At 72.6% G+C, this 21,969-nt stretch carries 16 protein-coding genes, 2 tRNA genes and 1 pseudogene; 9 read left to right on the top strand and 10 right to left on the bottom strand.

The window, feature by feature from the left end:
• The first annotated feature begins 360 nt into the window (after positions 1 to 360).
• Positions 361 to 1,725 carry a glycoside hydrolase family 16 protein gene (locus HCN52_RS10235; protein ID WP_168088090.1) on the top strand — a complete coding sequence of 455 codons (1,365 nt, stop codon included), beginning with the start codon at positions 361 to 363 and terminating at the stop codon, positions 1,723 to 1,725.
• A 370-nt stretch (positions 1,726 to 2,095) separates the two neighbouring features.
• Here HCN52_RS10235 and HCN52_RS10230 read toward each other — a convergent pair whose 3' ends face one another.
• Positions 2,096 to 2,413: a DUF6507 family protein gene (locus HCN52_RS10230; protein ID WP_312876633.1), complete on the bottom strand. Its 318-nt coding sequence runs from the start codon at positions 2,411 to 2,413 to the stop codon at positions 2,096 to 2,098.
• A 42-nt stretch (positions 2,414 to 2,455) separates the two neighbouring features.
• Between HCN52_RS10230 and HCN52_RS10225 the strand changes: the two are divergent.
• Positions 2,456 to 3,213: pseudogene (locus tag HCN52_RS10225) on the top strand (transposase family protein); the annotation flags it as partial.
• Positions 3,214 to 3,268: 55 nt separating this feature from the next.
• Here HCN52_RS10225 and HCN52_RS10220 read toward each other — a convergent pair.
• The gene (locus tag HCN52_RS10220) at positions 3,269 to 3,631 is read right to left on the bottom strand and encodes a hypothetical protein (protein WP_168088074.1); all 363 of its coding nucleotides are present in this window, start codon (positions 3,629 to 3,631) and stop codon (positions 3,269 to 3,271) included.
• 642 nt (positions 3,632 to 4,273) lie between these two features.
• Between HCN52_RS10220 and HCN52_RS10210 the strand changes: the two genes are divergently transcribed.
• The 3 genes from HCN52_RS10210 (at position 4,274) to HCN52_RS10200 (ending at position 7,040) form a co-directional block, all read left to right on the top strand.
• Complete coding sequence (locus HCN52_RS10210) at positions 4,274 to 5,038, top strand: transposase family protein (protein ID WP_168088087.1); 765 nt, start codon at positions 4,274 to 4,276, stop codon at positions 5,036 to 5,038.
• Positions 5,039 to 5,580: 542 nt separating this feature from the next.
• Positions 5,581 to 6,528, top strand: a complete 948-nt coding sequence (locus HCN52_RS10205; RefSeq protein WP_168088086.1) for a hypothetical protein — start codon at positions 5,581 to 5,583, stop codon at positions 6,526 to 6,528.
• Between the two features lie 113 nt (positions 6,529 to 6,641).
• Entirely contained in the window at positions 6,642 to 7,040 is a 399-nt protein-coding gene (locus HCN52_RS10200) for a hypothetical protein (RefSeq protein ID WP_168088085.1), read from the top strand.
• Between the two features lie 314 nt (positions 7,041 to 7,354).
• Here the strand turns inward: HCN52_RS10200 and HCN52_RS10195 are convergent.
• Positions 7,355 to 7,427 (bottom strand) — tRNA-Arg (locus HCN52_RS10195).
• 281 nt (positions 7,428 to 7,708) lie between these two features.
• Positions 7,709 to 7,798: transfer RNA gene (locus HCN52_RS10190), tRNA-Ser, on the bottom strand.
• Between the two features lie 363 nt (positions 7,799 to 8,161).
• Between HCN52_RS10190 and HCN52_RS10185 the strand changes: the two genes are divergently transcribed.
• Together HCN52_RS10185 and HCN52_RS10180 are read left to right on the top strand one after the other, a co-directional pair.
• On the top strand, positions 8,162 to 8,560 hold the full coding sequence (locus HCN52_RS10185) for an SSI family serine proteinase inhibitor (RefSeq protein ID WP_168088084.1): 399 nt from the start codon (positions 8,162 to 8,164) through the stop codon (positions 8,558 to 8,560).
• 833 nt (positions 8,561 to 9,393) lie between these two features.
• Positions 9,394 to 13,203, top strand: coding sequence for a PAS domain-containing protein (locus tag HCN52_RS10180; protein WP_168088083.1), 3,810 nt, complete (start codon positions 9,394 to 9,396; stop codon positions 13,201 to 13,203).
• A 130-nt stretch (positions 13,204 to 13,333) separates the two neighbouring features.
• Here HCN52_RS10180 and HCN52_RS10175 read toward each other — a convergent pair whose 3' ends face one another.
• The 4 genes from HCN52_RS10175 to HCN52_RS10160 form a co-directional block, all read right to left on the bottom strand.
• Positions 13,334 to 15,019, bottom strand: a complete 1,686-nt coding sequence (locus tag HCN52_RS10175) for a long-chain fatty acid--CoA ligase (RefSeq protein ID WP_168088082.1) — start codon at positions 15,017 to 15,019, stop codon at positions 13,334 to 13,336.
• Between the two features lie 232 nt (positions 15,020 to 15,251).
• The gene (locus HCN52_RS10170) at positions 15,252 to 15,821 is read right to left on the bottom strand and encodes a SigE family RNA polymerase sigma factor (protein WP_168088081.1); all 570 of its coding nucleotides are present in this window, start codon (positions 15,819 to 15,821) and stop codon (positions 15,252 to 15,254) included.
• 421 nt (positions 15,822 to 16,242) lie between these two features.
• Entirely contained in the window at positions 16,243 to 16,911 is a 669-nt protein-coding gene (locus HCN52_RS10165; protein ID WP_312876632.1) for a CatB-related O-acetyltransferase, read from the bottom strand.
• A gap of 348 nt (positions 16,912 to 17,259) precedes the next feature.
• Positions 17,260 to 17,565 carry a hypothetical protein gene (locus tag HCN52_RS10160; RefSeq protein WP_168088079.1) on the bottom strand — a complete coding sequence of 102 codons (306 nt, stop codon included), beginning with the start codon at positions 17,563 to 17,565 and terminating at the stop codon, positions 17,260 to 17,262.
• Between the two features lie 620 nt (positions 17,566 to 18,185).
• On the opposite strand from HCN52_RS10160, the gene HCN52_RS10155 reads away from it, so the two are divergent.
• Positions 18,186 to 18,893 (top strand): helix-turn-helix domain-containing protein, encoded by a 708-nt coding sequence (locus HCN52_RS10155; RefSeq protein ID WP_168088078.1) that lies wholly within the window; start codon positions 18,186 to 18,188, stop codon positions 18,891 to 18,893.
• A 96-nt stretch (positions 18,894 to 18,989) separates the two neighbouring features.
• On the opposite strand, the gene HCN52_RS10150 is transcribed toward HCN52_RS10155, so the two are convergent.
• Positions 18,990 to 19,394, bottom strand: a complete 405-nt coding sequence (locus HCN52_RS10150; RefSeq protein ID WP_168088077.1) for a VOC family protein — start codon at positions 19,392 to 19,394, stop codon at positions 18,990 to 18,992.
• A gap of 160 nt (positions 19,395 to 19,554) precedes the next feature.
• Here HCN52_RS10150 and HCN52_RS10145 point away from each other — a divergent pair, with 160 nt between their 5' ends.
• On the top strand, positions 19,555 to 21,054 hold the full coding sequence (locus HCN52_RS10145; RefSeq protein WP_168088076.1) for a serine hydrolase domain-containing protein: 1,500 nt from the start codon (positions 19,555 to 19,557) through the stop codon (positions 21,052 to 21,054).
• Between the two features lie 138 nt (positions 21,055 to 21,192).
• Here HCN52_RS10145 and HCN52_RS10140 read toward each other — a convergent pair whose 3' ends face one another.
• Positions 21,193 to 21,648, bottom strand: coding sequence for a GNAT family N-acetyltransferase (locus HCN52_RS10140; protein ID WP_168088075.1), 456 nt, complete (start codon positions 21,646 to 21,648; stop codon positions 21,193 to 21,195).
• Positions 21,649 to 21,969: the final 321 nt, after the last annotated feature.

The raw sequence follows: 21,969 nt of genomic DNA, 5'->3' as shown, positions 1-21,969 counted from the left end.
TTCCGGCACGGCCCGCGCTCCCGTCCGCCCGCCGTCGCCGCGCCCCTGCCGCACTGCTGCGGGTGCCGAGGCCGTCCGCCGCACCACGCTGCCCGGCGCTGCGCCCGCCGTGCTCCGCGCCGACCACCCGACCGCAGATCGCTCCCCCGCGGGCTCCGGCCTCGCCCGGCCCGCGGCAGAACGCGGACCGACGAGTTCCGGAACTCGGTTCTCTTGCAACCCAGTTGTGGAGGCGCTGCAATGGACCCGCACCAGGCTTCCTCACCTCCCCCACAGCCGCGCCCGCCGCCGCCGCGCCCAGCGCGCGGGGCACCGGGCACGGGTCCGACGGCGGTACCACCGCCAGAGAGGACGTGGCCCATGACGGGTCCCCGGCCCGCCCGCGCCTCCTCCACCGCATCCCCGCACCCCGGCGCCGAACGCCGCCGCCGGCTACTGCGCCGACCGCGCCTCGTCGTCGCCGCGCTGGCGCTGAGCCTCGGGGCGTCGCTGCTGGCCTCGGGTGCCACTGCCACCGCGCTGCCCGACGCGACGGCCCCGTCCCTCACCGCCGCCGCCCCGGCCGTCGAGCCCCCGTCCACCCAGAACGTCGTCTTCTTCGACGACTTCAACGGCCCCGCCGGAGCCGGCGTCGACAGCAGCAAGTGGACCCATGAGGTGGGTGACAACTGGGGCAACAACCGCGAGTCGCAGTACTACACACCGGGCACCCGCAACGCCGCACTCGACGGCAACGGGAACCTCGCGATCACCGCCCGCAAGGAGAACCCGAACAACTACCAGTGCTGGTACGGGCGGTGCGAGTACACCTCCGCGCGCCTCAACACCGCCGGCAAGTTCAACGCCCAGTACGGCCGCGTCGAGGCCCGCATCAAGGTCCCCCACGGCCAGGGGGTGTGGCCGGCGTTCTGGATGCTCGGCGCCGACTACGCCAACGTCGGCTGGCCGCAGACCGGTGAGATCGACATCATGGAGAACGTCGGCTTCGAGCCCGGCAGGATCCACGGGACGCTGCACGGCCCCGGCTACTCCGCGGGCGGCGGCATCGGCGCCTCCTACACGCTGCCCGGCGGGCAGCGGTTCGCCGACAACTTCCACGTCTTCGCCGTCGACTGGTCACCCAACCGCATCTCCTGGTCGGTCAACGGCACCGTGTACCAGACCCGCACCCCCGCCGACCTCGGCGGACGGCAGTGGGTGTTCAACAAGCCGTTCTTCCTGATCCTCAACTTCGCCGTGGGCGGCGAGTGGCCCGGCTACCCCGACTCCTCCACGCAGTTCCCGCAGCAGATGCTCGTCGACTACGTCCGCGTCACCGAGGGCCAGACGCCCCCGCCCACCGGCCGCACCGGCACCATCACCGGACTCGCCGGGAAGTGCGTGGACGTCGCGGGCGCCAACACCGCCAACGGCACCCCCATCCAGCTCCACGACTGCAACGGCAACGCCGCCCAGCAGTGGACCATCCCCGGCGACGGCACCCTCCGGGCCTACGGCAAGTGCCTCGACGTGGACGGCCCCTCCACCGCCGACGGTGCCGCTGTCCACCTCTGGGACTGCCACGGCGGTGCCAGCCAGCAGTGGGCGATCAGCGGAGCACGGGACATCGTGAACATCCCGGCGAACAAGTGCCTCGACGTCCGCGAGAACAACGCCAACAACGGGACGCGACTCCAGATCTGGACCTGCTCCGGCAACCCCAACCAGAAGTGGAACACCCCGTGACCGGGCTCTGACCACCTGACCCGCCACTCCCGCCGGCGCGATGCCCGCCCACCCGAGGGCCGGGCACCGCGCCGGCCCTCGACGGACACCCGCAGCACGAGCGCACAGTGAAGCCCCTCCCGGGAGTCCCGGGAGGGGCTTCACTGTGCGCTCGGCAGGATTCGAACCTGCAACCTTTTGATCCGTAGACCAGGATCCCCAGGTCTCTGACCTGGGGATTCATGCTCTCTTCGCAGCTCACCGGATGGTCAGCGACAGCTACGACGCACTACGACCAAGGCACTCCGCCCGCGCGTTCTCCCAGTTTTCTCCCACCCGTCTCCCATGCTCACCGGGCAGGCTGTGCGGCTCTCGCCGCAACCGACGGGGTTCAGATGCGGTTGAGGCCAGGCCAGTGCGGGGGTTCGCCGGCCCCGCGGTGCAGGGCAGTGGTGGCTGTGGCCTCCATGGCTGCGTCCCCGGTGACGTACACGGCGGTGACGGTTCCGGCGCCTTCGGAGGATGCGGAGGAGTCGCCGTCCAGGCTGTGCATACACGAGTTCACCCGGGCTGCGAAGCGCTGAACGGCGCTGCCGACCGCGCCCGCGCTGCTGCTGCCGTACGTGAGGCCGCCACTGAGCTGATTCCAACCTGACTGGCGGGTAGTGCGGTTGGGCTGACAACGTGGTGAAGCCCCTGGTAGACGGATTCACGACCAAGATTCCCTCGCCCACCAGAGGCCTTCGTGTGCTTGTCTACCCGTCCGGGCTGGACGGACGTGTCCAGCTCTGCCCTGCGCCTGGTGTCGACCGAGCTCCGCCGACGTCGGGTGGTGATCGGTACCCGCTGGCGACGCCTGAACACGGGGCGCCAGGCCCTGCTCACCCTCGCCCACCTCCGCAACGGCCACCCCTACGCCCAGCTCGTGGCCGGGTTCGGCATCGGAACCGCGACCGCCTACCGGTACATCGCCGAGGCCGTGGAGGTCCTGGCCGCTCTCGCTCCGAGTCTCGCCGAGGCGGCACGGACTGCCTCGGCGAAGGCGTTCGTGCTGCTGGACGGCACGCTCCTGCCGATCGACCGCGTCGCCGCGGACCGGCCCTTCTACTCCGGCAAGCACAAGAGACACGGGGTGAACGTGCAGGTCCTCGCCGATCCCTTCGGCCGGCTGCTGTGGGCCTCACCAGCTCTACCCGGCGCTGTCCACGACATCCGCGCGGCTCGCGAACACGGCGTCGTCGAGGCCCTCGCCGAGGTCGGCAGCGCGTGCTGGGCCGACAAGGGATACCGCGGTGCCGGCGGCAGTTCCGCGCCCCTTGCTGGGGACGGTGGGACACCCTCTCCGCAGGCCAGCAGGCGGTGAACCGGTCCCACGCGAAGATCCCCGCACTCGTCGAACAGGCCGTCGCCACCCCGAAGTCCTGGCGACTCCTCCGCAAGCTGCGATGCTCCACCACCCGCATCACCGCCCTCGTACAGGCCGTCCTCACCCTGCATCTGGCCAGCTCACCGACTGATGGAAAAGGCTCAGTGACATCGCCGTTGGTTCCCAGCTGGCCTTCAATCAGCGGTTTGAGCTGTCTCCGGACTTTCCGTAGACCACTTGATCCTGGGGGTCATACGCAGTCAGCCCGTGCATCGACGCCAAGCCGAGCAGCAGCGAAGAGACTTCACTGGAACGCGACCAAGAGATGGCGGCAATTACGCACTCTCCATTGACATAGAGAGGAGAGGCCCATGGAGACTCCTCCATATTTTCTTCGCTTAGGTCTGGAAATTCGGAAATCAGAGCTCGATAGAAGTTCTCGACAGCTGAACTCTCCTCGACAATACCCGTAACTCCATCCGTCCACTGGTCGTAGATCTGAGCGGCCTCCTCTGATGTCGGGGCCACTATTTGATACCAAAAGACCAGATCGAAACTCATCGTCACCATCTCTCCCGAAGTCGCGAGCCGGGGCGGACTCGCAGCGCTGAGTTGCGGATACAGTGCCGCAGACCGGCCAGATCGCCTTGTGGGGTCGACCCGATCGTCCGGGTCCGCCCCACAGGCTCTACCGATCTATCCACACATCGTGGACCCCGACAAGCGTTCGGCCATCGCCAGTCGTGACCGTATTACCGGGCGTATTGAGCCAACCATCGAATTGCCGTTGCTGAGGATTCTTCTTGACAGTTCCGCCCTTGACCTCTATTCCGTACCACTGACCGTTGATCTCAACCGTGCCGTAATATTTGCAGACTCGCATTCCTGGTGCGGAAACTGCAGTTTCGCTGCGCATGACCACTGCGCCGTCCATTTCCACCTGATCCCAGGCGTTTGCTTCATCCGCAGCACCATCACGTCCAGGCTCGCCATTACGCTTCGAGAACTTGCCGTCCGCAGAGCGCGGAGCCCCAGTTGGGCATCCCCCAGAATTGTGTACGAGTAGCGGCGTCTCGCCCGCCAGCACACAGTGAGGTTTTGCCAACCTGGTCTCTGGGCTGGGCGGTTGGTTCGACACGTGAGTGAAGCCCCTGGTAGACGGGTTCACGACCAAGATCGCCCGATACCCACCAGAGGCTTCACGTGCTTGTCTACCCGTGCGGGCTGGACGTGTCCAGTCGGTCCCTGACCTTCCTCGCCGCTCGTCTGCGTGAGCACCGTCGTCGGATCGGAAGCCGTCGGCGCCGGCTCCCCGTCGGCCGTCAGGCGCTGCTGGTGTTGGCACATCTGCGTAACGGGACCACCTACGCCCAGCTCGCAGCAGGTTTCGAGGTCGGCACGAGTACCGTCTATCGGTACATCAACGAGGCCGTCGAGCTGCTGGCCGTACTCGCACCGACCCTCGACGAAGCAGTACGGACCGCTTCGAGGAAGGCCTACGTCCTGATCGACGGGACCCTGCTGCCGATCGACCGGATCGCCGCCGACCGGCCCTTCTACTCCGGCAAGCACAAGAAGCACGGGATGAACGTGCAGGTCCTCGCCGATCCCTTCGGCTGCTTGCTGTGGGCCTCGCCAGCCCTGCCCGGCGCTGTCCACGACGTCCGCGCGGCCCGCCAACACGGCATCGTCGACGCCCTCACCGAGGTCGGCAGCGCGTGCTGGGCCGACAAGGGACACCGCGTCGCCGTCGGCACAGTCCGCACCCCGTACTGGGGACGGTGGGCAACCCTCTCCGCAGGCCAGCAGGCGGTCAACCGGTCCCACGTGAAGATCCGAGCCCTCGTCGAACGGGCCGTCGCCATCCTCAAGTCCTGGCGACTCCTCCGCAAGCTCCGCTGCTCCACCACGCGCATCACCGGCCTCGTCCAAGCCGTCCTCGCCCTACATCTGGCCAGCTCAGCGTGAGGATGGCAAAGGCTCACTGGATGTGGCCGCGGTACTCAGGTCACCGGCCAGATCCGAGGTGGCGCTGGCGATTTCCGGCCGCTGGCCGTCAAACTGTCGGAGCACCGCCCGCACATGCGACGGAACAATGTCCCAGTCCACCAGCCTGCCCCCGCTCAACGTAGTTGTTGACCGACCGGGTTGATGGTACGGAACCGCCACTGCCGGACACAACTGGTACCGTCCATATACGCAAGGTGAGCTTGCATGGGGGCGAGCTGGACGCAGCACGCTACCGGCGAGGAGTTGGGGGAGCCCATGTCCATCGTCAGTCCGGCCGAGATCCCACGGTTTGCTGGAAACCTCGCAGAGCTGGAGCGAACTGTCACCGCTCTCAGACGTGATGGCGGACGATCTCCGACTGCGGAACGCGCCTCCACTCCACCTTCCAAGGCATCGCCCAGGGCTACACCGCCGCGGAGTCCGAAGACCTGCTGGCAACGACCGTCCCGTTACAGCAGACCGGGGCCCGGGTCAAGGACGCTGTCACCCAAGTAGCAACAGTGCTGGACCGCTATCTTCTCGAAGCGCGCATCATCGGGGACCGCCTTGCTGACCTGCGCGAACGCGCCCGTCAGCTTTCGAGCGGGGAGGCCGACGACCCGAGAACGATGGAGGAGAGCGAGCGCATCCGCGCGGAGGTCCGCGACGTAGTGACCGCCTTCGGGCGGCTCGAAGAGGAAACGGTCCGGCAGATCGACGGCGTGCTGGACGAGGAGTCACCCAGGGTAGGAGTGATCAGGGCCGGCTACGGCGACCACGGCTATGGCACTGGCGAGGATTCACCGCCGAACACCGAGGAGAACGCCGGCGACGGAGCGCAGTACGACTACATCCCCTGGCCCGAGGAAGGGGCTTTCCTGGCCCGGCACAAGAACACCATCGAACTCGCTGCGGCAGAATCCGGAATCGACCCCGCCACCCTTGTCGCCCTTCTGATCAAGGAAGGAGGCGGCCGGGCCGAATTCACGGAACTGCCATTCCTGTCCGGAGCGCTCCGCTCCCTGGAGGGCTTGGGGACGATCTTCGGAAGAAACCAGACGGTGGGCATCGGGCAGATGCGCCCCGATGTAGCCCAGCGCCTCTTCCGGGACTACTACGGACACGAGATATCGACGTCCGACGCACGAAGGGTGCTGGCCTGGGACGACACGTGGGGCATCCGGCTGGCGGCGGAACTCAGGTACATCAAGGAAGAGCTGGGAGTCACCGACCGAGAGGCGTACGTCATCTACGCAGCTGGAGCTCAAACTGAGGCCACCCGCCTGTGGCTCAGTGACGCACCAAGGGAACGGGCACCGCTGGTGTACGAGCGCGCGGACGGCGCAGAGAAGCACCACCAGTGGGCCGAGGAGTACTGGGAGAGAGCCGGCCAGGAGGACGGACGGGACCGGGAGCAGCGCAGGCGGCAGGAAGAACGAGAGCTTCACGAAGGCGACATGCAACGGTGACGAGAAGCAGCAGTACGCATGACCTGCCGTCCGATCGGCCTCCTCGCCAGGCCCGGCGGCGGGTCCCCGGGCCACTTCTGGTCGCCGGCCTCGCCATACTGGCGGTCGCAGTCGTGGCAGTCACCTTGGCGGCCACGGCGCTCAGCACGACCAAGAACGTCTCCAGCGCAGCCCGTGCCGAAGTGATCGGCGAGGCGCACCTCCTCGATGAGGTCGTTACCACCAGCCCCACCGGTGACAGTCCATACGAGATCCGCTATCTGGTGTTGGATCTCTCCCCTTCCGAGCAACGTCGCCGCCTCGAGGCCAAGGGCTGGGAGACGTTCGACATTCCCGACACCTCGACCGGATTCGGCGGCAGCACCGAGCGCCACAACGCCACCGCCTACGTCCAGCCCCTCCCCGCCTTCCTCGACGCACACCGTGGCAGCCACACCGCCGAGCTGAGCCGCTTCGGTGACCTCCCCGCCCCTGACAACCTCATCGCCATCACCCTCCAGCCCTTGCGGTGACCATGCGGCTCCAGCACGCTCCACACGAGTCAGCGAGGGCGCAGCCCTTGGGGCAGACGGCGGCGCGACGATCCTCGTGGCCTCGGACACGGACGACCTGTTCACCCTCCTGCCGGCATCCCACGCGTCACGTGATGTCCGTGTGAGCACTGCCGCGGTGCCGGCCGTCAGGGGACGACGACGGCCTGATGCCCTCGGAGCAGATGAGGATGAGGCGGGCCCGGACGGGACGGCACCCGCCTAGCCAGCACGCTGATGTCAGCTGGTGATGTCAAAGGCCCCTCACGGAATCCGTGAGGGGCCTTTGACCTGTGTGCGCTCGGCAGGATTCGAACCTGCAACCTTCTGATCCGTAGTCAGATGCTCTATCCGTTAAGCTACGAGCGCCTCGGCCCGGCGGGTTTCCCCTGGACCGCGTTGCGTGGACAACATTACAGCACCTCGGCCCCAGGGTGAAATCGATAGCCCGTACCCATGCTGAGCTGCGGAAACGTCTCGGGCGGGCGTGTCGGTGATCATGCCGGGCACGGGCCGGCGGCGTCGAGCCGCACCGGCGCGGGCGACGGTCGGGCGTACGGCACGGGCGCCGACGCCGGCCGGGAACGCCGACGCCGGCCGGGAACGACGAGACCCCCGGCCGCAGGGCCGGGGGTCTCGGTGTGACGCTGCGGAGGCTCCGGGATTTGAACCCGGGATGGGGGGTTACCCCAAACCGCATTAGCAGTGCGGCGCCATAGACCAGACTAGGCGAAGCCTCCACGCACCCCGCGCGTGCGAAGGGTGCGTGCCAAATCATGCCACAGCCCGGGCGAGCGCTGCGAATCGACCCCGTTCCGTGACCGGGGAACGGCGGGCCTCGGCCCCGCGACCGGCGCGCCGGACCGTCCTCGGCCCGGCGAGGCCGCGCTTTCAACAACCGGTACGCGGGGCGGGCCCCGGGTCGCGCGGGCGGGGTGTACCCGGGCCGACCTGCGAGGAGCCCGGCCGCGCGGCATCCGCGGCACGGCCACCGGGCACACGTACGGCCGTGCACCGCGCAACGAGAAGCCGGTGGCCGCGTTAGGCACGGAAGGCACGCGCTCTTGCGCCGCCCGAACCCGACAGGCTGGAGCACTCGCATCATGTCGTACACCGCACTCGCCGCCGCCCTCGCCGCCGCTGCCGCCTTCGCCGGCACCGCGACGGGAGCTCCCGCACCGCAGGACGCGGAGACCCGGCTGGTCATCTCCGTCTCCGAGAACGGCGACCGCTCGGACACCCGGGAGACCACCCTCACCTGCAACCCCGCCGGCGGCGAGCACTCCGCCCCGCAGGCCGCCTGTGACGAGTTGGAGGCGGCGGGCGCGACCGTCCTCTCCCCCGTCTCGCGCACCTCGGTCTGCACCCAGATGTACGGCGGCCCGGCGACCGCGCGCGTCACGGGCGTCTGGGCCGGGCAGCCGGTCGACGCCGAGTTCAGCCGTGCCAACGGCTGCGAGATGCACCGCTGGGACCAGCTGGGCACCGTGCTCGGCGGCTGACCTCACCGGCACCGCCGCGCACTCCCCCCACCGGAAGCCGGTGCTCCGCTTCGCGGCGGAGTCGTCGGACGAACCGGTGGCCCGGCCGCCCTCAGGTGGGGGCGGCCGGGGCGTCTCCCGCCCCGACGCGGTGACGACGCCGTCCGGTCGGCCGCCGGAGCGGACGCCGCAGCCCGAGACCGGGATCGGTGCGCCCCGGCACCACGGCCCACCGCGCCGCGGCCTCACCGCGCCACCCCACTCCAGCCCCTCCCCGCCGCGCACCCACGCCCCCACGCCCGGACGGCGGAGCAGCAGAGATCCGCACAGCTTCGCCACCCGGTGCCCTCCCGGTGCGGGGCCGGTGAGCGCGCGGTGGCCTCCCGGCAGCCGCACGGTCGACATTCGGCGACGATTTCCCGCCAACGCGCGCCGGGGCGCGCACGACCGGCGCGGCACCGACCGCCGCGCATCCGTCGGATCGCGCACCCCACGGCGCCGGCCGGGCAGCCCACGTACCGTCAACTCCCTTGCCTGGCACCGCCACCGCACCGCTACGAGCCGGTGCCCGGGCGCACCCGCTCCCGGCCGCGGCACCGGACCGTCGCTCCCCGCGCCGCCCGCACGCCCCGTGCTCCCCCGCAGCCACCGGCTGCGGCGTGGCATCCGCCACAGACCACCAGGTCCCTCGTACGGGAGAATCCTTGCTCGGTCGGGCCACCTCCGTGTGGGTGGCTGCCCGTAGACTCCCTCTTGACGCCTTCCGGTGCGCCCGCCGTGCGCGGGCCGGGCCGGGAGCGGTCGCCGGGGAGGCCAACGTGGGGGCTCAACGTCACTGAGGAGGATGGGTCGTCGTGAGCAGCAGGCCGGCGAGAGGCACTGCTCGCCTCGCCGCCATACTCGACGCGCTGCCAGACGCGCTGGTGCTGGTCAACGGCAACGGCACGGTGGTCAACGCCAACAGCATCGCGCAGGAGACCCTGGAGTCGGCCGGCGCACCGCTGGTGGGCCGGGGGCTCCTGGACATCCTCCCCGACTTCGATCCGCGGCGTATCCCCGGTTCGATGCGTCCGGAGGAGCTGGACTCCCAGGGCCGAACCGGCCCCACCCGGATGACGGCGCTCCGCACGGACGGCAGCGATCTGCAGGTCGAGGTCACCAGCGCGGCGATCCCGGCAGGGCATTCCCCCTACGCCTCGGCGATCGAGGCCGCGTTCGCCGACGACTACAGCGGTGACGAACTGCTGATGCTCGTCGTGCGCGACCTCACCGGCACCCTGGACACCGAGGCGGAACTCGCCCGGCAGCAGCGCCAGACGGAGATGATCCTCCGCGCGGCGACCGAGGGTGTCATCGGCGTGGACACCGAGGGCCGGGTCGTCCTGGTCAACCCGGCCGCGGCGCAGACCCTGGGCCACCGGGCCGGTGCGCTCGGCGGCCAGGAGGTGCACGCGCTGATCCACCACTCCCACGCCGACGGCTCGCCGCTGGCGTGGGAGGAGACGCCGCTGCACGACACGCTGCGGTCCGGCCGCAAGCACCGGGTGCGCCAGGGCCAGGTGCTGTGGCACAAGTCCGGCGAGGCCATCCCGGTCGACATGACGACGGCCCCGGTGCGGGATGGCGACCAGCTGGTGGGCGCCGTGATGACGTTCACCGACCGGCGGCCGCACGACTCCCTGGTCGCCCGCCACTCCCAGCTGGACGCGGTGCTGGCCCACGCGCTGCGCGGTCCGCTGGAGGAGCTGCGCGGCGAGCTGTCCGCGCTGGCCGCCGACGCCGCGGGCCAGTTGTGGCCCGAGGCCAACCAGGTGCTGCACCATCTCGCGGCGGGCTACGCCCGCATGACGACGCTGGTCGACAACGTCCTGAGCTTCCAGCGGCTGGACTCCGGCCGGGAGAAGCTGGCCCGGAAGAAGGTCTCGCTGGACAGCGTGGTCACCGCGGGCGTCGAGGGTGCGACCGAGCTGATCGGCCCCGGCCGCGCCCAGTTCGCGGTGCACGCGCCCCCCATCGACGCCGAGGTCGACCCGGAGCGACTGGCGCAGGCGCTGGCCCATCTCGTCGCCGACGTCGCGGGGGTGGACTCCACCGGTCGCTCCGCCAACGGCGCGCGGGGCGACTCCACCATCGTGGTGGCGGCCGCGCAACGCGGTGACGTGGTCCGGATCGAGGTCCGGGGCCCGTACACGGGCGGTGATCCGGTCCACTCCCCGCTGGTGCGCGGCATCGTGCGGCTGCACGGCGGGGTGCTGCAGACCCACGAGGTGCCCGGTGCGGCGGACGGGCGCGCGTACGTCCTGGAGGTGCCGGTCCACGCGGACCGCAAGCCGGTCGCGCCGGGCCGGCCGAACGAGCGGACGGGCGAAACCACCGTCGTGCCGGTGCCCGCGGAGCCGGTGCGGGGCACGGCGTCCCGCCGCGCCGCCGAGCAGGCGAGCCGTCAGGGGCCGCAGCAGGACGGGCCGGGCGAGGGCCGGGCGACGGCGCTGCCGGCGCTGCCGGCCGGGTCCGACGCGCCGCGGCAGGAGCCGGTGATCGTGGCGACGCCGGAGCAGTCGGCGGGCGGGTTCCCGGTGGCGCCCCAGGGTGGTGACTCCTACGGCGAGGCGGCACCGGCGCGTCCGCAGCTGCCGGCGCAGACCTCCGAGGAGCCGCGCCCGGTCGCGGAGCCGGTGCCCGGACCGCAGATTCCGGGACAGGCGGCACCGCAGCAGCAGGTGGCCGTGGTGGGCGGCGGTGAGACGCCCACGGGGCGGCGTCGCCGTGCCCGCGCGGAGGGCCCGGTCGCGGAGCCGCACCCCGGTGAGGCGACGGCGCTGCCCGCACCGCAGGGTTACGAACTGCCGGAGACGCCGCCGACCGCCGGTGACACCGGGGGCGGCAGACGGCGGCGCGCCGGTGGCGCGGCCGAACCGGAGCACCCGGCCGAGGCGGCGCAGCAGATCCCGCAGCAGGCGGCGGGCGAGCAGCAGCCGTCGGGACGGCGGCGGCGGGCCGCACCCGAGGGCGTGCCGTCCGGCGTGCACGGTCCGGACACCGCGGCGGGCCCGAGCGGCGGCATCGTGATGCCTCCGCCGGAGGAGCTGCCGCCGCCACCGGTCGACCCCTACGCGGCTGCCCCCGCTCTCGCGGGGGTGCCGGCGGAGACGCCCGAGGAGACAGGTCAGCCGGTGCCTCCGGGGGCGGCGCCGCAGCCGGTCGAGGAGGCGGGCGTCGCGGGCGCGGAGCCCGCGGTGCAGCCGGGGCCCGAGCAGTCGGCTCCGGCCGGGGGCTTCGCTGTCTCCCCGGAGGGTGTCGCCCACTCCGAGGCGCAGCAGCCCGCGCCGCCGCACGGCGGGCCCGGGGGCGCGCCGGAGACGGCGGCACCGCAGGAGCCGGTTGCGGCCGAGGCTCCGCCGGCGCAGTCGTCCGCGGAGGCGGAGCTGCCCGCTCGGTCGGACCATTCCCGCGTCGCGGCGAGTCCGATACTGTCCGGTTCGCTGCCGCAGCAGGAGCGGCCGCGTCAGCAGCCCCTCCCCATGCCGGGGAGCGCGCGCAGCGCCGACCCGCACAGTTCCGGGGTGAGTGTGCAGACGCTCGGCCAGGGCATCCCGGTCTCGCAGGTGACGCAGCACGAGGAGCAGCGGGCGGCCGAACAGCGGGCCGCGGAGCAGCAGGCGGCGGCCGGTGCGGCCGGGCCGATGATGGGCGCGGTACCGGCGTCGAGTCCGGGGCGTCGGCGGAAGCTGGGCAACCCTGCGGCGGACGACGCCCGGATGACCGCCGCGGCTGCCGTGCCGTCGGCTCCGGGCACGGACGGCGTGGGGCGGCAGTTCGCGATCGGTGCCCCGGCCGAGGGCTCGGAGGAGGGCCCGGAACACCTCGACGGTCCGGGCGGGGCGGTCGAGGTCACCGCGGCCCGGACCCCGGCGGACGACGCGGAGTTGCCGCCGGAGCCGCTGGACAATCCGCGGCGGCTGCTGGTGTGGCCGGAGCCCGATGTGTCGACGCAGCAGGCGCTGACGGAGCGTGGCTACCGTCCGGTGCTGGTGCAGTCGCGGCAGGAGGTCGACGCGCAGATCGCCGCCTATCCGGCCGCGCTGTTCGTGGACCCGTTGACCGGCCCCATCACGCGGACGGCGCTGCAGTCGCTGCGGCAGGCCGCGGTGGCGGCCGGGGTGCCGGTGCTGGTGACGGCGGGGCTGGGACTGGCGAGCCGTGACGCTGCCTATGGCGCGGACCCGGCGGTGCTGCTCAAGGCGCTGGCGCCGCGCGACAGTGAGCAGCACCCGCCGCGGGTGCTGCTGGTGGAGGAGCGGCAGCCGATCGCGGACGCGCTGTCGATGGCGTTGGAGCGGCGCGGCATGCAGGTGGTGCACGCGGCGGCGGACGCCGAGGCGATGGAGGCGGCGCAGCAGTTCCGCCCGAACCTGGTCGTCATGGACCTGGGGCAGGTGCGACGGCGCCGGGTCGGGCTGATCGACTTCCTGCGGGTGCACGACGCGCTCGCCCGGACCCCGTTCGTGGTGTACACGGCGGCAGAGCTGGACCCGGCGAGGTTGCCGCAACTGGCCTCCGGCGAAACGGTCCTGTTCCTGGCGGAGCGGTCCACCAGCGACGAGGTGCAGGCGCGGATCGTGGATCTGCTGGCGAAGATCGGGGCCGGTTCCCTGCACGGCTGACCGCGGCACGCGGCAGGCGACGACGACGGCCCGCTTCCCGGGTGATCTTCCGGGAAGCGGGCCGTCGTCGTCGCCTGCCGTGTGCCGTGTGCCGTGTGGCGCGTGCGGCGCGTGGCGTGCGGCGTGCGGGTCAGTCGTCGAGTCGGTCGAGGGTGACGATCTCCAGCTCGCCTGCGGCGTGGCGGGCGCGGAGCAGCTTCTTGTCGAACTTCCCGACACTCGTCTTCGGTACCTCGTCGATGGTGGCCCAGCGTTCCGGCAGCTGCCAGCGCGGCACGCGGTCGGCAAGGAAGGCACGCAAGTCGCCGTGGTCCGAGCCGGAGCCGGCCGCGGGAGCGCCGTCGGCCGGGGTGAGGACGACCGCGGCCAGCGGCCGTTCGCCCCAGACCTCGTCGGGCACGGCGACGACCGCCGCCTCGGCGACCCGCGGATGAGCCATCAGATGGTTCTCCAGTTCGACGCTGGAGATCCACTCCCCGCCGGACTTGACGACGTCCTTGGCCCGGTCGGTGATGGTGAGATATCCGTCGTGGGTGATCGTGCCGACATCGCCGGTGCGCAGCCAGCCGTCGGGGCTGAACCGGTCGGTGGGTCGGTCGGGGCCGGCCGCGTCGGCTCCGCCGTAGTAGGCGGCGGCTATCCAGGGCCCCCGCACCTCCAGTTCACCGGCGCTGCTGCCGTCCCACGGCTGCTCCGTGCCGTCGGGGCCGATCAGCCGCGGCTCGACGGAGGCGGGGAACCGGCCCTGGCTGACCCGGTACGGCCAGGCGTCGTCCCCGGTGAGTCCCCGCGGCGGGTGGGCGTAGCTACCGAGTGGTGAGGTCTCGGTCATGCCCCAGGCGTGCTCGACGGTGACCCCGTGGCGTTTCTCGAACTCCCGCATCAGGGAGGGCGGGCAGGCGGAGCCGCCGATGGTGACGCGGCGGAGCGAGGAGATGTCGCGCGGGCGGGCCGCCAGTTCACTGAGGAGGCCCTGCCAGATGGTGGGCACGGCGGCCGCGTAGCTGGGGCGCTCGGCCTCGATCATGTCGGCCAGCGGTCCCGGCTGGAGGAAGCGGTCGGGCATCAGCAGGTTGACGCCGCCCAGGAACGCGGCGTGCGGCAGCCCCCAGGCGTTCACGTGGAACATCGGGACCACGGGCAGCGCGAGGTCGGCGTCGCTCAGCGCCATCGCCTCGACGGTGTTGACGTGGAGGGAGTGCAGGTAGATCGAGCGGTGCGAGTAGACGACGCCCTTGGGGTCTCCGGTGGTGCCGGAGGTGTAGCAGAGGGCCGCGGCGGTGGTCTCGGCCGGTTCGGGCCAGGGGAAGTCGGTGGGTCTCCCCGCCAGCAGCGCCTCGTAGTCGTGCACGGCGGGTCGGCAGCCGTCGAGTACCGCGGTGTCGCCCTCCCCCACCACCACGACGTGCTCGACCGTGGCGAGCTTCGGGAGCAGCGGTGCGAGCAGGGGGAGCAGCGTGGAGTCGACCAGGACGACGCGGTCGGCGGCGTGGTTCACGACCCAGGCGAGTTGCCCGGGCGGCAGCCGCAGGTTCAGCGTGTGGAGCACCGCGCCCATGCTGGGGACGGCGAAGTAGGCCTCCAGGTGCTCCGCGTTGTTCCACATCAGGGTGGCGACGCGGTCGCCCTCCCGTATGCGGAGTTCGTCGCGGAGGGCGTGGGCGAGTTGCGCGGACCGGGTTCCGGTCTCGCCGTAGCTGCGGCGGCGGGCGCCGTCGCCGGCCCAGGTGACCACCTGCGAGTCGCTGTGCACGGTCGAGCCGTGCCGCAGCAGCCGTGAGACGAGAAGAGGGGCGTCCTGCATCGTGCTGTACACCGGGCCTCCCGAGGTCGCGGGACGAGATGCGCTTCTGGCTGTACACGCCGGTTGATTCAGTGAAGCGCAGTCTCGCACCGGCCGCCCGGGATGTCAGCGGATCGCACAGGCCCGGTGATCACCCGGTGCCGCACGGTCGCGCCGGGCGGATCGGCCTCGGCCGGGAGGTCGCCGGGCCGGCGGGTGGGCGCGGTCAGCGCGGCGAGGAAGCGAGGTGACGGAAAAGGCCGGGTCAGGCGGCCATCGGCTGCTGCGGGGCGACGGGCTCGGAGTCGGCCGGGGCGATCACCGCGGCGAGCGAGAGGTCACCGCGCAGCTTGGTGAGGGCGCGGGAGACGGCGCTCTTGACGGTGCCGACGGAGACGCCGAGCACCTCGGCGGTGCGGACCTCGCTGAGGTCCTCGTAGTACCGCAGGACGACCATGGCGCGCTGGCGGGCCGGCAGTCGCATCACGGCCTGCCACATGGCGTCACGTACCGCCTGCTGCTCCGCCGGGTCGGCGGCCGGCAGCGGTTCCGGCTCGGGCAGCTCACCGGTGACGAACTCGTCCACGCGCCGCTTGCGCCACTGCGAGGTTCGGGTGTTGACCAGCGTCCGCCGGACATAGCCGTCCACCGCGCGGTGGTCGGCGATCCGCTCCCAGGCCACGTAGGTCTTGGTCAACGCGGTCTGGAGCAGGTCCTCGGCGTCGTTGGGGTCCGAGGTGAGGGAGCGGGCCGTGCGCATCAGCACCGGGCGGCGTGCCTGTACGTAGGACGCGAAGCTCGGTGTCACCAGCGCGGTGCTTCCTGAGGTGGTCATGGGTCATAACGTAGGCCGCGCAAGGGGTGCGGCGGATCGGCCCCAGGTCGGGTCGGACCCTCCCTCCAGCGGAGTAGGGACCGGGTCCCGCCGACCACCCAGAGGTGGAGTCCGGCCCGTCATGACGTCGGGGTTCTCAGGGTCGGTATCAGGGGTGTTCCGGACCGCTCCGCCGCGACGCTCTCACGGAGAGCTATGTTCCACGTGAAACGTGTGACGAGCGAGGCGCGTCGCAGGCGCTCAAGGCCGTGGCGAGGCAGCGGCTCGTCCCGGACCCGCTCGGGAGGGTTACCCCGACCGCGGCCGCCTCACACCCCCAGCTCCCCGATGGCGGGCGCCCACCGGGGTGGGGCCTTCGGTCGGCACGCGGCCCGCGTCGCCCAGGCGGCCGTCGGCGCCGGGGCGACGGCACGGCGTGGAGTCAGCTGCGGTCCGCAGCGGCGGGGCCCGGCGGCCCGAGGGCCGCCACCTGGCTCGGGGTGCCGGCCATGATGGTGCCGACGTGGGCGGTGATCTGGGCGACCGGCCAGTCCCACCACCGCGCCCACAGCAGCCGTTCGACGTCATCGGCGTCGAACCGCGTCCGGATGTGTCGGGCGGGGTTACCGGCGACGATCTCGTACGGCCCCACGTCGCGCGTCACCACCGAGTGAGCACCGATGACGGCGCCGTCGGCGATCTGCACCCCCGGCATGATCGTGGCGCCCCTCCCGATCCAGACGTCGTTGCCCACCCGGGTGTCCCCCGCTTGTTCGATCGCCGAGAAGGTGTCGAGCGTCGCCTCGGCCCACTCCCCACCGAACATCGTGAACGGGTAGGTCGAGGGCCCGACCATCGGGTGGGAACCCCCGGGCATCAGAAAGGTGACGCCCGGCCCGATGGCGGTGAACCGCCCGATCACCAGACGCTGCGGGCCGAAGAGGTAGAGCACGTTGGCCTCCTCGAACGGCCGGTGGCGCCCCTCGTCGTCGTAGTAGGTGAAGTCGCCGACCTCGATGAGGGGCGAGGTGATCTGGTTCTTGAGGAAGACGACGTTGGTCAGCTCGGGCCGGGTGGTGGGGTGCGGCTGGTCGGGATCGGGGGCGCTCACGGCTGCCTCGCTCTGTGCGTGGACGGGCGGGTAGGGGTGCGGACGGCGTCTCCCCCGACCCGCCGCGCCACCCCGGCGTCCGCTACCCGGCAGCGGCGGAAACCCACCTCCCGCGCAGATCAGGGGCGGATCTCGGACAGGGCTGCGGGGGTGCGACGGCTTCGGGGTGCGACAGCTTCGGGCGACGGTGCCGGAAGGCATGGCGGCCCGCGCGGGACGGCGCGGCGGGCCCGCGGGTCCGGATCCGCAAACGGGGGCGGCCTCGTGGCCGCATCGGAAGGCTGCGGCCACGAGGCTTCCGGTGTCGGCGCCGGCTGGTCCCCCCGGGACGACCGCCGGCCCCCGCCGTCACCAGAGGTTGGTGAAGGTGACCGTGGCGTTGGTCTGGTCGATCGCGGTGAGACCGCTGCCGACGACGCTCGCGGTGTTGTTCTGGTTCGCGGCCCCCTGGCCGGTCGCAGCCTGCTGCGTCGTGGTCGAGTTGCCGTTGTTGTCGTCGCCGACACCACTGCCGATGTTGCTGACCACGGACGCGTTGGATCCGTAGCCCGCGACGGCGCCGTTGTCCGCCAGGGCGACACCGCCCAGCAGCCCCAGGGCCAGAGGCAGCGAGGCGGCAGCGGCGACGACGCGGGCGGTACGGATGTGGGTCATGTGGGTGTCCTCCTGGGTAACGGCGCGCCGACGGGCGGCCGATGCGGTCGGTACGGATCGGTGCGAGGGCGTGGGGGGGCTCGGTGCTGTGCTGACGTATCGATGCGGTTCCACCGGCCCGGCCGGGGCTGTGCCCCGGCCGGCGGCTCCTCGAACGCCCGCCCCGGCGGACGGGAGTGGCTCCCGCCCCGGCTGGTCCGGGGGGACGGTGGGTCTGGGTCTCTGACTCGGAAGGCCGACCCGGAGGCCGGTCGTGCTGCGGTGTGCTGCGGTGCTCGGTGCGGTGGGCCCGTCGGCCCGGGTGATCATCTGCGACGTCGTGACCCCATGCTGCCCGGACGAACCGGCCGGAACCGCTACATCCCCGAGCTTCCCTCCCACGTATGACCCGCCGCGCGGAAAACCCCGCTTTCAGGGTGTTTCACGCAGCGGGTCATCACATCCGCGGGGCGCGCGGCGGCCGCAGTGACGAACGCGCAGCGCGCACGGAGCCGCGTGCGCCCCGGCAGGACCGGCAGGACCCGGCAGGACCCGGCAGGACCCGGCAGGACCCGCAGAACCCGGCGCACCCTCACGGAACCACGAGCGGGAACGGCGGCGGGGTGCGGCATGCTGGGCGCATGTACCGGGAACGTCGGGCGCCGCTGGTGCCGGGGGCCGTGCTCTGGAGCACGGGCCCGGCAGCCGAGGCCGTCCACAAGCGGGTGCTGCCGGACGGGTGCAGCGACCTCATCTGGTGCGACGGCCTCCTGGTGGCCGGTCCCGACTCCCGGGCACAGCTGAGCACCACTCGCCCCGGCGCGGCCTACGACGCGATCCGGCTCCCGCCGGGGGCCGGATCGGCCGTGTTCGGGGTGCCCGCGGCCGAACTCCGGGACCAGCGCGTGCCGTTGGAGGCACTCTGGGACGGCGCCACCGTCCGCTCCCTGGCCGAACGGATGGCCGAGGCACCGGACCGCGGCGCGGTGCTCGCCGAGGTGGTCCGCGAACGGCTGGCGGGCGCGGCGGGGTCCGCACCCGGCGTCGGACCGGACGCCGAGCGCCTGCGTCGACTGGTGCTCGCCCGGGCGCGGGCCGGCAGCCCGGTGGCGGCGACCGCGCGCGCCGCGGGCCTGGGCGAACGGCAGCTGCATCGGCGGTGCCTGGCCCTGTTCGGCTACGGCGCCAAGCAGTTGGCCGGCATCCTGCGGCTCCAGCGGGCGCTGGAGCTGGTGGCCGCCGGGGTACCGGCGGCCGAGGCGGCGGTACGCAGCGGCTACGCCGACCAACCGCACCTCGCCCGTGAGGTGCGGCGGCTGGCGGGCGTACCGCTCTCCCGGCTCCGCTGATCCGCCGCGCCGCGGACCGGCCCGGCGGGTTCGCACCGCCCGCCCGGGCGGGACGCGACCGCCGGCCGCCCGGCCGGGACGCGCGTCGGCGGCGCGTCAGGCGTCGGCGGCCCCCGGCAGCGGCGCGAAGAGGTCGACGCTGTTGCCGTCCGGGTCCAGCACGGTGGCGTAGCGCTGCCCCCACACCGCGTCCCACGGCGGCAGTTCGCCAGGGTGGCCGGCGGCGGTCAGCTCCGCGTAGACCCGGTCCACCTCGGCCGGTGAGTCGCACGCGAAGGCGACGCCGAAGCCACCGCCGTGGCCCGGCTGCCACTCCGGGGCGAACGACCGCATCGTCTCCTGGGTGTCCCAGGCCAACCGCAGACCGCCGGGGAGTTCCGCCTCCACGTGGGGGGCGTCGTCGGCGGTCTCGGGGACCGGCACGCCCAGGGCGCGGTAGAAGTCCAGCGAGGCCGAGAGGTTCGAGGTGACGAGTCCGAAGACCGCGATGCGCGTAGTCATGGCGGCAGGTTAGGCACGGTCGGCGCCCCCGGTCTTGAACGAAACGGACAGCTGTCCGGCCGCCGCGACGCCGGGCGCCCGTCGCACCGCCCGCCGCACCGCGTGGCGCATCGCGTGAAATGGCGTTGCCCGCACGGCCGGCACCCCGTCTCATGGCCCCATGACCGATGCATCGCACCATCGGGCCGACCGGCCCGACACGCCCGCCGTCACCACCGAGACGCACCGGCGCGCCGGCGGTCTCGGCTCCGACGCCTTCGCCCTGTCCGCCCTTCGCGCCGTGGACCACTCCGCCGACGACGGCCTGGAACCGCTGCCGGCCACCCGCCGTGAGCTCCTCCACCGGGTGGCGCGCGCCCAGGCGGAGGGGCGCGCCCCTTCCGTCGTGGCGGCGCTGGTCCGCGGCGGCCGGCCCCGCTGGTTCGCCGCGCGCGGCGAGGTGGACGGGGCGGCCCCCGGACCGGACACCCAGTACCGGATCGGGTCACTGACCAAGACCTTCGTCGCCGTGGCGGTCCTGCGGCTGCGGGACGAAGGGCTGCTGTCGCTGGACGACCGGCTCGACCGCCACCTGCCCGACGCGCCGCAGGCCGGGGACGCCACCATCGCCCACCTGCTGTCCCACACCGCCGGGTTGGCGGCCGAGACGGGCGCGCCCTGGTGGGAGCGGACCCCGGGGGAGCTGCGCCCCGAGCCGGCGGATCTGCACGGCCCCACACCGCGCCCCCACCCGCCGGGCCGGCGGTTCCACTACTCCAACCCGGGCTTCGCGATGCTCGGCGCGCTGGTCGGCGCGGTCCGCGGCCGGGACTGGTTCGAGGTGCTGCGCGAGGAGGTCCTGGCACCGCTGGGCATGCACTCCACCACGCGGGAGCCCCGGGCGCCGCACGCCGCGGGCTGGGCGGTCCACCCGCACGCCGACGCCGTGCAACCGGAGCCGGCGGTGGACACCGGGCTGATGGCGCCGGCCGGACAGCTGTGGTCCACCGCCGCTGACCTCGCCCGCTTCGCCGACTTCCTCTCCCGCGGGGACGCACGGGTGCTGCGTGCCTCCTCGCTGGCGGAGATGCGCCGCCCCGCGGCGCCGCCCGAGGGCGCCGACTGGATCGACAGCTACGGCCTGGGCATGCAACTGGTGCGTCTGGACGGCCTGTTGCTGGCCGGCCACAGCGGTTCCATGCCGGGGTTCGTCGCCGGTCTGTGGACGCACCCGGAACAGGACGTCGCGACGGTCGTGCTGGCCAACGTCACCAGCGGGCTGCGAGCGGCGACCCTCGCGGCGGACCTGCTGGCGGTGGTGGCGGAGCGGGAACCGGCACTGCCGGCGCCCTGGCGCCCGGACCCGGCGCCCGACGAGGAGCTGATCGCACTGTCCGGCCTCTGGTACTGGGGCCCCACCGCCACCGAACTACGGGTGTCGGCCGGGCGGGAGCTGCGGCTGGGCGCGCCGGGAGCGGGCCGCGGCTCGCGGTTCCGGCCGGAGCCCGACGGCAGCTGGACCGGGCTGGACGGGTACCTCGCGGGCGAGCGGCTCCGCGTGGTGCGGCGGGCGGACGGCGCCGTGAGCCATCTCGACGCCGGCTCGTTCGTCTTCACCCGGCAGCCCTACGGGCCGGACGACCCGGTGCCGGGCGGGGTCGACGAGGCCGGCTGGCGCTGAGACCGGGCCCCCGGCGGGTGCCCGGCGCCGCACGTCCGGCGCCGGGCTCCGGGTTCCGTCTCCGGCGGGAGCCGTCGAGCACCCCGGGCGCCGTCGACGGGTGGCCGGCGGTCGGAGGGCGTCGGGGGGCGGACGGCGTCAGAGGGCGAGCTTGAATCCGACGTGCGAGGCGGTGAACCCGAGCCGCTCGTAGAACCGGTGCGCGTCCCGCCGCGTGGCGTCGCTGGTCAGCTGCACCAGGGAGCAGCCCTGCCGTCGCGCCTCGTCCACGCCCCACTGGACCAGCTGCGCGCCGAGACCGCCGCCGCGGTGCTCGCTGTGGACGCGCACGGCCTCGATCAGAGCCCGGGAGGCCCCCCGGCGGGAGAGCCCGGGGATGACGGTGAGCTGCAGCGTGCCGACCACGGTGCCGTCCGCGTCGGCCACCACCAGGTGCTGGTGCGGGTCGGCTTCGAGGGCATCGAAGGCGCGTCGGTAGGGGGCGGGGTCGTCGGGGTCCTCCCGGCTCGCCCCGAGCGGATCGTCGGCCAGCATCGCCACGATCGCTGAGAGGTCCTCGGCTCTGGCCGGTCGCACGCGCGGAGAAGTCGTCATCGCGCGCACCCTACCGACCGGCACGGGGGCGCGGCCGGGCAGTCTACGCCGGGCCAGGTCCGGATGTCCGGGTTTCTCGGTTTTCGTCCGCGACTCGTGAGTGTCTTGACACGCTGTGCGACGGCAGCAGCACGAGCCAGTCGAGTCCGAAGGCGGAGTCATGACGGTGATGTCGGTGAACAACGATGCCGGCGCGGCCGGTGGGGACGACCGGGACCCGCGGCCGGCGGCCGCGTGCCCGCACGCGGGGGCGACGCCGGTATCGGCCGCGGTGCCGCCGATGCCGCTCTCGCCGCCGTTCGTCCCGGCGCCGCCCCCCGC

The sequence above is a fragment of the Streptomyces bohaiensis genome (assembly GCF_012033785.1).
In the GTDB taxonomy this organism is placed as follows: domain Bacteria; phylum Actinomycetota; class Actinomycetes; order Streptomycetales; family Streptomycetaceae; genus Streptomyces; species Streptomyces bohaiensis.
The sequence above is the reverse complement of the archived record's forward strand: the minus strand, read 5'-3'. Positions and strand labels throughout refer to the sequence as shown.

Coding starts and splice junctions, on each gene's coding strand:
- HCN52_RS10170 (WP_168088081.1), bottom strand. CDS start 15,821: ATGACCACCTCAGGAAGCACCGCGCTGGTGACACCGAGCTTCGCGTCC.
- HCN52_RS10185 (WP_168088084.1), top strand. CDS start 8,162: ATGTCGTACACCGCACTCGCCGCCGCCCTCGCCGCCGCTGCCGCCTTC.
- HCN52_RS10150 (WP_168088077.1), bottom strand. CDS start 19,394: ATGACTACGCGCATCGCGGTCTTCGGACTCGTCACCTCGAACCTCTCG.
- HCN52_RS10140 (WP_168088075.1), bottom strand. CDS start 21,648: ATGACGACTTCTCCGCGCGTGCGACCGGCCAGAGCCGAGGACCTCTCA.
- HCN52_RS10160 (WP_168088079.1), bottom strand. CDS start 17,565: ATGACCCACATCCGTACCGCCCGCGTCGTCGCCGCTGCCGCCTCGCTG.
- HCN52_RS10155 (WP_168088078.1), top strand. CDS start 18,186: ATGTACCGGGAACGTCGGGCGCCGCTGGTGCCGGGGGCCGTGCTCTGG.
- HCN52_RS10220 (WP_168088074.1), bottom strand. CDS start 3,631: ATGAGTTTCGATCTGGTCTTTTGGTATCAAATAGTGGCCCCGACATCA.
- HCN52_RS10235 (WP_168088090.1), top strand. CDS start 361: ATGACGGGTCCCCGGCCCGCCCGCGCCTCCTCCACCGCATCCCCGCAC.
- HCN52_RS10145 (WP_168088076.1), top strand. CDS start 19,555: ATGACCGATGCATCGCACCATCGGGCCGACCGGCCCGACACGCCCGCC.